9 protein-coding genes, 2 pseudogenes and 1 riboswitch are annotated in these 13189 nt (G+C 38.6%); of the genes and pseudogenes, 6 read left to right on the top strand and 5 right to left on the bottom strand.

Annotated elements, in window-relative coordinates:
- Positions 1-302 precede the first annotated feature (302 nt).
- The 5 genes and pseudogenes from BHE89_RS26540 to bcsC all read left to right on the top strand — a co-directional run bounded on the left by BHE89_RS26540 (position 303) and on the right by bcsC (position 9339).
- Positions 303-653: a cellulose synthase operon protein YhjQ/BcsQ gene (locus BHE89_RS26540; protein WP_286146397.1), complete on the top strand. Its 351-nt coding sequence runs from the start codon at positions 303-305 to the stop codon at positions 651-653.
- Positions 637-1041, top strand: a complete 405-nt coding sequence (locus BHE89_RS26535; RefSeq protein ID WP_286146396.1) for a cellulose synthase operon protein YhjQ/BcsQ — start codon at positions 637-639, stop codon at positions 1039-1041. Before BHE89_RS26540 ends, BHE89_RS26535 begins: the two co-directional genes overlap by 17 nt.
- Positions 1041-3627, top strand: a pseudogene (bcsA, locus tag BHE89_RS20925) (UDP-forming cellulose synthase catalytic subunit). The gene BHE89_RS26535 and the pseudogene bcsA overlap by 1 nt, the downstream one beginning before the upstream one ends.
- Positions 3628-3683: 56 nt before the next feature.
- Entirely contained in the window at positions 3684-6008 is a 2325-nt protein-coding gene (bcsB, locus tag BHE89_RS20920) for a cellulose biosynthesis cyclic di-GMP-binding regulatory protein BcsB (RefSeq protein WP_069367670.1), read from the top strand.
- A 3-nt stretch (positions 6009-6011) separates the two neighbouring features.
- Positions 6012-9339: pseudogene (bcsC, locus tag BHE89_RS20915) on the top strand (cellulose synthase complex outer membrane protein BcsC).
- A 79-nt stretch (positions 9340-9418) separates the two neighbouring features.
- Here bcsC and BHE89_RS20910 read toward each other — a convergent pair.
- Genes BHE89_RS20910 through BHE89_RS20900 form a run of 3 tightly spaced genes read right to left on the bottom strand, consistent with a single transcriptional unit; the run spans position 9419 to position 10598 of the window.
- Positions 9419-9832, bottom strand: a complete 414-nt coding sequence (locus tag BHE89_RS20910; RefSeq protein ID WP_069367668.1) for a DUF6691 family protein — start codon at positions 9830-9832, stop codon at positions 9419-9421.
- Between the two features lie 4 nt (positions 9833-9836).
- The gene (locus tag BHE89_RS20905) at positions 9837-10271 is read right to left on the bottom strand and encodes a YeeE/YedE family protein (protein ID WP_069367667.1); all 435 of its coding nucleotides are present in this window, start codon (positions 10269-10271) and stop codon (positions 9837-9839) included.
- Positions 10272-10274: 3 nt separating this feature from the next.
- Positions 10275-10598, bottom strand: a complete 324-nt coding sequence (locus BHE89_RS20900) for an ArsR/SmtB family transcription factor (protein ID WP_036912417.1) — start codon at positions 10596-10598, stop codon at positions 10275-10277.
- Positions 10599-10703: 105 nt separating this feature from the next.
- On the opposite strand from BHE89_RS20900, the gene BHE89_RS20895 reads away from it, so the two are divergent.
- The gene (locus BHE89_RS20895; RefSeq protein WP_139151977.1) at positions 10704-11219 is read left to right on the top strand and encodes a SprT family zinc-dependent metalloprotease; all 516 of its coding nucleotides are present in this window, start codon (positions 10704-10706) and stop codon (positions 11217-11219) included.
- A gap of 68 nt (positions 11220-11287) precedes the next feature.
- Here BHE89_RS20895 and mgtE read toward each other — a convergent pair whose 3' ends face one another.
- Both mgtE and BHE89_RS20885 read right to left on the bottom strand, forming a co-directional pair.
- Positions 11288-12361 (bottom strand): magnesium transporter, encoded by a 1074-nt coding sequence (gene mgtE / locus BHE89_RS20890; RefSeq protein ID WP_069367665.1) that lies wholly within the window; start codon positions 12359-12361, stop codon positions 11288-11290.
- 75 nt (positions 12362-12436) lie between these two features.
- Positions 12437-12608: riboswitch (M-box (ykoK) riboswitch) on the bottom strand.
- Between the two features lie 286 nt (positions 12609-12894).
- Entirely contained in the window at positions 12895-13158 is a 264-nt protein-coding gene (locus BHE89_RS20885) for a DUF6694 family lipoprotein (RefSeq protein WP_286146393.1), read from the bottom strand.
- Between the last annotated feature and the right edge of the window lie 31 nt (positions 13159-13189).

The following is a 13189-nucleotide window of genomic DNA, read 5'->3' as shown; positions in this document are numbered from 1 at the left end:
AGTTTAATGAAATAGAACGAATCATTAATTAACCACTATTTTTATCGGTTCTTTTAACTTTGATAAAAATTCATCTCGCCTTTATATAGAGATTATTAAAATGAAAAACGAAAATTTTATTAACTCCAATATGAAAATAGAAAAAAATGATCTAAATAAGGATATCAACAAATTAAAAAAAATTATTTTCATTAAATAACTATCACTATCAGGATATTAATAAAAAAAGAAGAAAATAATGAGCTTATTTATCGCTGGCCATTACTTAATACATTTAATTATATAAGTAAATGAGGCTAACTATGCCACTTATTGTATTGAAAGGGCTCAGAGGCGGAGTAGGTACAACCTCGACGGCAATTGCACTTGCTCGGCAATTTCATCAACAAAATAAAGAAGTGCTTATTATGGATAATTGCACTGAAAATATTTTGTCTTTTTATTTTCCAGCACAGGAAAGAAGTACCACATTAAGTCAGGCATTATTAGCAGAAACGCCAATCGAGCAGAATACTTTTTACTATCGACCACACTATCAAGTATTACCTTTTGGCTTAGTGAATAAGAAAGATAATTTGCTCTTACAGTTGTCATTTTCCGCTAAACAACATCTTACTCATTTTTTTAACGACATTTATGCAGTTACACCCTGATGCCATTATTTTAATGGATTTACAGCATACGCAAGACACTCTGTTCACGCCTTGGATAGAAAAAGCAGATATTTTTCTCTCTGTGACAATGGCAGAAAGCAACTGTCATATTCGCCTTAATCAACACACATTTATCGATAATGAATATGTATTGATTAACCAATTTCGTGCCACCAGCCAAATTCACCAAGATTTTTATCAATTTTGGCAAACGACGTCACTGCCATTATGCCCTATCGTTCTTCATCGAGATGAAGCCTCGCTAGAGGCCTGTGCTTCACGTTTACCTTTATATGATTACCGAACTAATTGCATGTTAGTAGAAGAAATATCGCAACTTGCTCAATGGTGTTTTTCGTTATTTGAGAGGAAAGAAGGACAGCCATAATGCCATCATCTTACGATACCTCGAAGAAAGCCGAAAAGAAGGTGACACAACATCTTCTTATTCGTTACTACACGTTTTATCGCCATAACGGTGCATCTCGTAGCGCAGCGATTATTAGTGAACTATTTATGGGCATTATGTGGTTTTTTTTACGGATGGAATCCCCTTTTTGGCGAAAAATTGCCAAAAAACAACGAGCACTCTATCCTCATATTGATCCTCGTTGTCCTAAAATTTTCGATCCTCTGCGCTATTTGTTACAAAGTATTTGGCTAGTTTGCCATTATGTCGGACATTTACTGATTAAAAAACCCATACAATTTATTTTTTATATTCGAAAATCCTATAAAAAACTCGTTGTTCATGTTTCACCTATTGCGGTTGGGATCATTGAACATAAGAAAAAAACCACGCCATTTTGGCAATATATTCTCTACTCCATCATCGCTATTTTTGCCATTTTCTTTTATTTTACTCAGTATCACTCAGCCGTTTGATCTGACATTCCAGTTTGTTTTTGTGATTGTTATTTGGTTAGTTGCCTTAGCTATCCGTGATATTCCAGGGCGTTTCTCTTCAATCGTAATGGTGATATTAGCGCTGATAATCGCATGTCGATACATTTGGTGGCGTTATCACTCAACCCTTTATTGGGTTGATAATTTCAGCCTGTTTTTTGGTTTACTGCTTTTACTGGCTGAAACTTACGCATGGTGTGTGTTATTCCTTAGTTTTATGCAATGTATTTGGCCGCTGCATCGAAAACCCATATCGATGCCTGAAGATATTACACAATGGCAAAGCGTTGATATTTTCATTCCTACCTATAACGAAGATCTACACGTTGTTAAACCTACAATCTATGCCAGCTTAAATCTAGATTGGCCTAAAGATAAGCTCACTATTTATCTACTTGATGATGGTTCCCGTCCTGAATTTAAAGCGTTCGCTCAAGAAGTGGGTATTCGTTATATCGCTCGCGAAAAACATGATTTTGCTAAGGCTGGTAATATCAATCACGCCTTAACACTCGCTTCAGGTGAATTTGTTGCTATTTTTGACTGCGACCATATTCCAACGCGTTCCTTTCTACAATTTACAATGGGATGGTTTTTAAAAGATGAAAAAATGGCTTTGGTACAAACACCTCACCATTTTTTCTCACCTGACCCTTTTGAACGTAATTTAGGTAATTTTCGTGAAACCCCCAATGAAGGCACACTTTTTTACGGGTTGGTTCAAGATGGCAATGACACTTGGAATGCGACTTTTTTCTGTGGCTCATGTGCTGTTTTACGTCGTACTGCATTGGATGAAATTGGAGGCATTGCCGTTGAAACTGTTACAGAAGATGCGCATACCTCATTGCGCTTACACCGTCATGGCTGGAGATCCGCTTATATTCGCATTCCACAAGCCGCTGGTTTAGCGACAGAATCGTTATCCGCACATATAGGTCAACGTATTCGCTGGGCGAAAGGGATGGTGCAAATATTCCGACTTGATAATCCACTCTTTGGTAAAGGTTTGAGCGTGGCACAACGCCTTTGTTATTTAAATGCCATGTTACATTTTTTTTCTGGTATTCCGCGAATGATTTTCTTACTCGCACCACTGACGTTTCTTATTTTCCATGCCTATATCATTTATGCACCAGCGATTGCGATCGCGCTCTATGTTGTGCCGTATTTGATCCATATTTCACTCGCCAGCGCAAAGTTACAAGGCGCTTATCGCCACTCATTTTGGGGTGAAGTGTATGAAACGATTTTAGCGTGGTACACCACTCGCCCTGTCTTAAGTACCTTTTTCTCTCCTCATAAAGGAACTTTTAACGTGACAAGCAAAGGTGGCGTGATGGAAGAAGGTTTTGTCGATTGGCAAATTAACCGTCCTTATTTACTCTTTCTCAACCTAAACTTACTCGGCATTTTATTTGCTTTTTGGCGCATTGCAACGGGGGATCCCGACGAAGCATGGGCTGTTGCTATGTGTTTATTATGGGTGTGTTATAACCTTATCTTACTCGGTGTTGCGATTGCCGTTTCTGTTGAAACAAAACAACAACGCCGTTTTCCTCGTGTTCGCGTTAAAGTTCCAGCCATGTTGTTATTAAATAATGGCTCACTCTATCGCTGTTACCTCTATGATTTTTCTGATAATAGCGGTGCGATTTTATTACCTGACAATGTCACACTTTCACTCTCTCCAAATGAAAACATCACACTATTACTCAGTCAAAATCAGCGTGAACATGCCTTTAAAGCCAATATTTCACGTATTGATGGGCAAATTATTGGATTACAGCTTCTTGAAATGACAACGCAAAAAGCTATCGAGTTTACTGCATGTACTTTTGAGCGAGCCGATACTTGGGCTGACTGGCAAAATGAACTTCCAGCTGACAGACCTTTAAGCAGTCTCAAGAATATTATTTTTATCAGCATGCAAGGTTATAACACCTTATTAAAGCGTGCTCCTTACTTTATTTACGCCACTTTCCGCTTACTCGGTCTTTTTTTACTGTGGCTTTCATCGTTACTCCCTCAACGCGTTAATGTTTCACAAATATTTCATCACTCTTAAAGGAAAACTCCGTTTTTCTGGGAATTTACTAATAAACAATAAGATGGGTAACAATAATGAAAAAACGTTTTCTCATATTTGCCTTATTTATGCTCACTTCTTCAGTTCATGGCGATGAAACTCAAGAAGCGAAAACCAATATTTCAGAGCCTCCTGTTACAATAACAGAAGCGGCACCTGAAGCTATTTCTCAAGCAGAGCTGACTGGTGATACCCCCTTACCTTCTACGGATGTTACGCCTTCCTCTCACCAGAAAATATTAACATTTGCTGAGACAGCACCTAGCTATGGCGCGATCCATTTGACAGGTATTACCCCTGATGGTTATTTAGAATTTGGTGTACGTAGTGATGAATATGTTTCAAAAGCCACTCTCGATTTAGAATTTACACCGTCTCCATCACTACTTCCTGTGGAATCTCATTTTAATGTTTATTTAAATAATGAATTAATGGGAGTAGTTACCTTAAAACAGGAAGATTTAGGTAAGAAAAATCAAATTACGATACCTATTGATCCTTTATTTATTCAAGATTTTAACCATATAAAACTCTCTTTTATTGGTCATTATCGTGAAATTTGCGAAAATCAAGCGAATACAACACTCTGGCTTGATATAAGTAAAAGCAGTCAATTAAATCTAACCTTTCAATCACTCCGTTTAGGTAATGAATTAGCGTATTTCCCAGAGCCATTTTTTGATAGCCGTGATTTTGGAGAATTAACACTACCGATTATCTTCAGCCAGTCGCCTAATTTGGTTCAACAAAAAGCGGCAGCAATTCTCTCTTCTTGGTTTGGCACTCAAGTTGATTGGCGTAAACAAAATTATCCTGTTTATTATGATACTTTACCCAATCAACACAGCATTGTTTTTGCAACTAATAAACAAAAACCCACATTTTTAAAACAGCATCCTGATGTAAAAGAGCCAACCATCGAAATGCTGACACATCCAACCAATCCTTATATTAAGTTACTTCTTATTATGGGACGTGATGATAACGATTTGATCACAGCCGTAAACGGAATAGCTCGTGGGCAAGTTATCTTCAGAGGGAATATTGTTACAATTAATGAAGTGGAAAAATTGATCCCGCGTGAACCTTATGATGCGCCAAAATGGGTGCAGTTAAATAAACCTATCTACTTTAATACGCTACAAGACTATGAAGGCCAGTTGCAATCTCGTGGGTTAAACCCGAGCCCTATTACATTAAATATGACCTTACCGCCAGATCTATTTATGTTTAATAATACGGGATTACAAATGCAATTACGTTATCGCTACACCACACCTGCATTTCAAGATAACTCTCGTATGTCTATCTCAGTAAACGACCATTTCATTAAAGCTTATCCTCTTGAGAAAGAGAAAAAAGATAATCTCGTCATCGCTTATTTACCGCTTATTCAAGGGTGGATTGAGCATAAGAATTTATTGAATATTCCCGCTGTAAAATTGGGTGAGCGTAACCAAATTACATTTGCCTTTGATTACACCAACCCCATTCCAGGCGGATCAGTCGATCAGTGTATTACTTATCAACCCGTACCAAATACTGTCGCCATTGATGATTTATCTAGTTTTAATTTTACAGGTGATTATCGACACTATATTGCATTACCTGACTTACGCGTTTACAGCCATGCGGGTTTTCCATTTAGCCGTTATGCGGATCTGTCAGAAACCTTGGTTTTTGTTAATCAGCAACCTTCTCCAACACAATTATCTACCCTATTAATTTCAATGGGGAATATCGGCGCTCAAACAGGTTACCCTGCTCTAAATGTTTCATTAACGAGTTCATTGGATGAAGTGCAAAAAAGGGATGCTGATCTGCTACTTATTGGCACCATTCCACCCGCAATAAATAATGATAAACAGATGAATATACTGATCGATAAAGCACGTAGTGAAATCACTCTGCCTTCTCGTGAAACCAGTATCTTTAGCCACACTAATTATCAACCCGCTGATAAACGTCCTGACAGTCGAATTTCTCTGACTTCAAAAGGATCTATGGGAGCGATTATTGGTTTCCAATCTCCTTTCTTTTCACAGCGTAGTGTTGTTGCATTATTAGCCGATAGTACACAAGGTTATAAACTGTTAAATGAGGCAATAAGTGACAGTGGTAAGCGTGATGCTATGCATGGTTCAGTGGTATTAATCAGAGACTCTGGCGTAAATAGTTTGCGTGTGGGCGAGACGTATTTCGTCGGTTATTTACCTTGGTGGGAAGAAGTTTGGTATGTGTTTGCTTCCCACCCTATATGGCTTGGTTTAGCGGCAATTGTCGGCATTATTCTAGTTTCTCTTCTTATTTGGCGAGCAATGAAAATAAGAAGTCAACGTCGTTTGTCGACTAAGGACTAAGCTATGTGGCAATTTGATCACACACATCGCTACTCTATTCTTGCTTTCTTTTTGCTGACAGGCATTATGCCTGTCACGCAAGCTAATGAAGAGACGACGGAAGCCTTTTTACAAGAACAAGTAAGATTAGGAGTATCCACAGAAAATGAAACTTTAGTGGCTCAATCGTTGCATCGTTTAGCATTAATTAAACCCAATGATCCTAATATCTTATTAATGCAAATTCAGTTTGCCGTAAAACAGAAAGACAATGCAAAAGCACAACAGTGGTTTACCCAACTAGGTACTCAATTTCCACAATCAGAGCAATATCAGCGTGCAATAAAAACCTTATCACTGACAACCGATATTAATCGGCAAAAATTACAGCGAGCTCAGCTTTACCGTACCGCTGGACGCTATGATGATGCGTTAAATTTATACGATGAAGTTTATCGTGGAATACCGCCAGATGAGGCTTTAGCGATAGAATATATCCAAGTGCTTATGCAGTCTTCTCACGATGATAAGATAGATAGACTTAATCACATTTATCGCCAATATCCTCAGAATGCGACAATAGCAAACCTCTTCCAGCAACAATCCACACTAAAATCAGCAGTGACACCAAACATTATAAATACTGCTTCCTCTGTAAAATCAAAAACAGATATCTCCTCATTATCCATTACGACTTTAAAACAAAAAGCACGACAACAACCTGATAATGCTGATGTTGTAGGTACTTTAGGTGTACGTTATTCTAGATCCAACCAACGTGGTGCGGCTATTTTTTATCTGTCACAAGCGCTAAAATTATCACCCAATCATGATAATAGTGGTCAATGGCGAGCGATGTTGCAGGCTAATCAATATTGGCACCTCCTTTCAAAAGGCGATGATGCACTATTAAAAAAAAGATTATGAATTAGCTGAACGTTATTTTAACCAACTCAATAAGTTAAGCCCTTATAAAAGTGAGCCTTATCTTGGTTTAGGTAACATTGCAGTTGCACGGCATCAATTAGCGCTTGCTGAAAGTTATTATTTGCAAGCTTTAAAATATCACCCCAATCACTCTGCAACTTTACATCGCCTGGCAAAACTTTATCGCCAGCAGTCACATGATAAAGCACAACAATTTATTCATGGTTTAACACCAAGCCAATATAACAATTTAGCCGAAGATTATGGCTATATTATCTCGGGTATAAGACAAGATTTAGCCGAGGATGATGAACATAAAGAGCAATACCTGAGTGCGATTGAAAAACGTAAGGCTATTGCTAAAGATTTTCCTAATGATGTTTGGAATATTTACCGCCTTACTGATGATTTATTAATCACACAGCAAGACGCTGTGGCTGAAGCGTATTTTAATCAGCTTAATCACCGTCTCCCTAATGATGCATCTCGTCTTTATGCCTACGCACTCTATCTCAATAAAACAGGACGAGGATCTCAAGCACTTGATACGCTAAAAACAATCCCCTTATCTCAACGCAGTGAGAGCATGAAAGCATTAGATAGCCAATTACGTTTTGGTGAAATAGTAACCCATGCAGAGTCTCTACGCGCAAAAGGGCAAGAACAACGTGCAGTCGATTATCTTTTTGCGCATATGCCGCCAGAACAAAAAATTCAGACTTATTTACTATTAGCAAACTGGGCACAAGAACGAAATAACCTTGAACAAGCCCTCAGTTATTATCATACCGCGCTAAGTTTAGACTCTAACAATGAAACGGCATTATTAGGTGCAACAGATATTGCTTTAGCACAAGGACAAGAAACACAAGCAAAACACTATCTTGCAAAAATAGAAACACTTTCACCTAGCCAGTTTAATAGCAATGCGATTAGACGCGTCGCCAATGCAGAAAAAGCCGTAGGTAACACAGAAAACGCACAACACTATTTTGCTTATTTAGCACAACAAATCGAAATAGAGCCAGACAATGCTGAGCCATTAGTATTACGCGATATTGCACGCTTTCAGCGTGATGAACAGCATAGTCAGCAAGCTCACTATTATTATCAACAAGCTATGCTCAAGGATGAAATAACCGATAGATTGCCAAAAGACAATATTGAATACACCACATTAATGCGTAATGACGAAAAAGATAATTGGCTCTCTCGAAGCCTACGAGCCGATGCCCACTCTCTTTATCGTCAACAAGCGTGGCGTTTTACTCTTGAGCACGATTATTGGGGATCTAATGGTAGCGAAGGCTATTCAAAGCTGCGCGCGCACACCACAATGTTACAACTCGACCATCCTATTTATGATGGTCGCTTCTTCTGGCGTGCAGACTTAGTTAATCTTCATAGTGGCAAACTAGGTACCTCACCTTATGATGCCAAATTTGGGACCTGCTATCGGACAGGTTGTTTTCCACTAGAACAAAAATCCTTTGGCATTAGCCCTGCCATTGGCTGGGAAAACAGTCAATGGCAATGGGATCTTGGTACAACCCCTCTGGGTTTCAACGTAACAGATTGGGTCGGTAGAGTCGCCTATAGTCATGATCTCTTTAATGTAGGCTGGACACTGGATGTGCATCGTCGCCCTGTTAATAGCTCGTTGCTTGCTTTTGCTGGTCAACGTGATCTTTGGACAAATCAAATATGGGGCGGAGTTAGAAGAACGGGCATTCGTTTAAGTGGGAGCTATGACTTAGGCGGAAAAGACGGTTATTGGGGCGAGGTTTCTGTTGATAAATTGACAGGTAAAAACGTTGAAGATAATCACAGTGTTCGAGGTATGGGCGGCTATTATTATAAGCTTATTAATGAGAACAACCGCCGAGTTTCTGTTGGGGTAAGTACGATGCTTTGGCATTATGATAAGGACTTAAGCGGGTATACTTTAGGACAAGGTGGTTATTATAGCCCTCAAAAATATATCTCTTTAGGGATCCCCATTAATTATCGTCAACGCACTGAAAATTGGTCTTGGGAATTATCAGGTTCCGTTTCTTGGTCTTACTCTCAAACGGATGACAGAAAGCGCTATCCCTTACAAAATCTCGTCTCTATCGATAAATTTAATCACTATATGAATGGACTTACCCCTGAAGATCGAGAAGAGATGATGAGGCTTTATTATCAAGAGCGGGATGCTGTTGATGAAGGTGACTCTAGCCATGGTTTTGGTTATACCGCAAGAGCATTAGTTGAGCATCGTATTACGCCGCATTGGTTTATCGGTGGGGCTATCGATATTCAACAAGCCAAAAACTATACTCCAAGCCATGCATTAATATACTTACGTTATTCATTTGATGGTTGGAATGGTGATTTAGATTTACCCCCAAACCCTCTTATTCCTTATGCTGACTTTAAATAACGTTCAATGTATAAATACACAAACGGGAAGCTCTGGCTTCGTTTAACGTTTTCGCTAAAATGGTGATAGCAAGTCGCCATTATTGTGCTTTACGAAAAAAGCCAACAAGCAACCAACCGACAATCATGGCAAGAACAAATAAAATACCTTGATAAAAACCAGCACCTGCCAATACCAAACCGGGTCCAGGGCAAATTCCAGCTAACCCCCAGCCAAGACCAAATAATACACTGCCTAGTACTAAGGGTTTATCAATCACTTTATTGGTCGGGATATTTAAAGGACATGCTAGTACACTTTGTTGCCTACGACGTGTTAATTGGTAACCTATCACACTGACAACCAGCCCTGCTCCCATGATTATCAATAAAGACGGATCCCAGTTCCCAGTAATATCCAAAAAACCGAGAATTTTTTGCGGATTGCTCATTCCACCAACAATCAATCCTGCACTGAATAAAAGGCCACAAAGAAAAGCAACAAACTTAGTCATTTTCTTAGCCTCCTATCACATGACGCTGAATATAAACGGTAATAAAAGCAGTTACCATAAAGACCAAAACGGCCACCATTGAGCGACGCGATAAGCGCGCTAATCCACAAATACCATGACCACTAGTGCAACCATTACCTAAACGTGTCCCGACTCCCACCAAGACACCGGCAATAATTAACATCCAAGGTGATGTTTCAATCACGGGTGATAAAGGTTTATCAAAAAAATAAAACAGTGTAGGTGCGATTAACATGCCAAGTAAAAATGCCCAACGCCAACCATTCCCTTGCTGCTTTGTTGATAAAACACCGCCTAGAATGCCACTTATTCCTGCAATGCGGCCATTAAATAACAGTAAAATGGCGGCGGCAGCACCTATCATCAGCCCACCAATTGCCGCACTTAAAGGCGTAAAGTGAACCCAATCTATATTCATAAATTAACCTGCTATCGGGCAATAAAGCTGATAAAGCGTATTGAGTAGTACAAGCACTTTTTCATCAGCAATAGAATAAAAGATACGTTTTCCATCACGACGAGTATTCACTAACCCTTCATTACGCAAAACGGTTAGTTGTTGAGAAAGTGTCGGTTGACGGATCCCTAAACTCTCTTCTAATTCACTCACACTTTTTTCGCCCTGACTTAATTGACACAATAATAAGAGGCGATCGCCGTTTCCTAGCGTCTTAAGCATGCTGGACGCTTCATTAGCCGCCAATTTCATTGCATCTAATAAATCAGGTTGAACTCGTTGTGTCATGGTAAACTCCATAATCAATATACTTTTTAATAATATGTTAATTTATATATTGTGCAAGTTTTCTTTTTATTGCGTGTTTGTATAAGGCGCTATATGCTCTATAACATGAAAACGGTAAGAATCCCCATCGCCTTAGTGCAAAGCGTTATGCGAACACTGCGTGAAAAATTGCAGCAGGCTAATCTTTATCTTAATACAAATTACCCAGAACCTACCCTACATTATAATCAGAGAGGAACTATTGCAGGCAGTGCCTATTATGCAAATTGGGAAATCCGTATTAATCCTACATTATTGATTGAAAATAAACAGAATTTTATTGAAGAAGTTATTCCTCATGAATTAGCACATTTATTAGTGAATCGCCATTTTGGTCGTGTAGCACCTCATGGGAAAGAGTGGAAATGGATGATGGAAACCGTATTACAAGTTTCCGCGAAACGAACCCATCATTTTGATGTCAGCACAGTTAAGGCTAAAACCTTTCCTTACGCTTGCCATTGTGAAGAGAAACACCAGCTGACTATTCGTCGTCATAACAAGGTATTACGTGGTGAAACACAATATCGTTGTCGTCATTGTCAGTCAATTTTGCAGTTTATAGAACATGAATTAACATAGATAAAAATAAAGCCGATGTATTAGATAAATAACATCGGCTTTACTTTAAAAAAATAGGTGGAATAGTCTTAAGCAAACTCGCTCATCACATGAGATGCGATTTCAAAGTAAATAATCAGACCTGTACCATCAATTAACGTCGCGATAAACGGTGCTGAAACAACAGCAGGATCAATACCTAAACGCTTTAAGACCATTGGAATAACAGACGAAACAATCGCACTCCAAACCGTGATTGAAATAAGCGTTAAGCCAACAACAATCATCACTTCCATACCCACGCCTAAGAACCAAGCACGCACAAAACCAGCAATCCCCATAGTCAGTGCAACCATTATGGATGTGGTTATCTCTTTTCTTAATACAGACCAAACATTACGTAAGCTCACTTCCCCTAATGCCATAGCACGGACTAATGTTGAAGTGATCTGAGTACCACTATTTCCGCCAGTACCAATCAGCAATGGAATAAAGAAGGCTAATGAAATTGCGGCTTCTAGTCTATCTTCAAAAGCATGTAATACGGTACTGGTATACGCTTCTGCCACAAACAGCATCAACAACCACACAACACGTTTACGCCATAATGTGACTGGACTCGTTTCTAAATAAGGTTGCTCTAAAGGCGAAGTCGCACCCTGCATTTGTGCATCAAGTGTATTTTCATCTTCAATTAATTCAGCAATATCTTGAGGACGTAACACACCCACTAATTTTCCAAAATGCATCACAGGTACACTGTCTAAACCACTATGACTAATCAATTGGTAGACATCGTGTCGATTTTGTTCTGGTGACACAGAGAAAAAAGTTTGACGCATCACATCAGAGACAAACAGATCATTCGCGGCTGTTAATAATGATTTAACAGGTAAAATCCCATTGAGATAATTATCTTTATCTACCACATATAAATAAGTTGGAATTAATTCATCTTTTAAATCATTAACCAATTGAGCTTTCACATTTTCAACAGAATCAGCGACAGAAACCGCAATATAAGACTGGCTCATATAAGCACTCACGGTTGCATCATCTTTTAAACGATTATATTGGTCTTGAGTTGAGTTATTTTGAGGTGTGTTTAAGGATGTATCTGCAACTAATACAGCATCCATTTTGTTTTGAGTATTGAATTTCATTTTGTGGTTCCCTATTACTGTTTGTGTTTAGCAAATCAGTTCTCCATAGGGGCGAAACCAGAAGCGAGAATGCAAAAGCTATCTACACGTCTCGGTTTTAGCACTATACAACGTATCCGATGAATACTGGAAGTTACATGGGGATATACCTTCGGTCGATATATCCTGTCCTAATCTTGGGCGTCTCTCGACGTCGTCAGATCAGTAACCTATGTTTGTATAGGAGCCTCGCCTAACGAGATACTGCACTTTTCTTGCGAATGCGGCGCGCATTATAACCACTCACAATATAATGGAAAGCACGATAGCGATTTTGTTTAAGTTCTATTGAAAAATAACTCGAAGCATTTACCATGCAATTAAAGAATACAAATGCATTCAAAAACAATATACAAAAAAAAGAAATGAAGTTTTCCTATGAAAGCTAAAATTATAGAGTAAAAGATAATCTGTATATTAATTGATTATTTTTAATGCTAATTTTTTGTACTTTTTATTTTCTTCTGCTTGCAAAAAATATCTCTTTTGCCGTTTTACCATCTAATGATTGGCACATTTTGCGCGTGATAATATCCGAATTTTTTATAACGACCTGCGATCACTAAATCATTAAAATTAATATCATTAAGAATAGCTAATTCTATTGCTTCATCAAAGCGCGATTGTTCATCAAGGGGGAGTGAATTGCGCATTTCAACAATTGAGATACGTAGCGACTCGACATTCGAGCCATCAAGGGTTTGTTGAGGTTTTTCACAGCCAGATAACATGACACTAAATAAACAAATAACTAACAATTTTTTTCATATATCCCCTTACCCGTCAATA

The sequence above is a fragment of the Shigella sp. FC1967 genome (assembly GCF_001743005.1).
Classification (GTDB): Bacteria; Pseudomonadota; Gammaproteobacteria; order Enterobacterales; family Enterobacteriaceae; genus Proteus.
The sequence above is the reverse complement of the archived record's forward strand: the minus strand, read 5'-3'. Positions and strand labels throughout refer to the sequence as shown.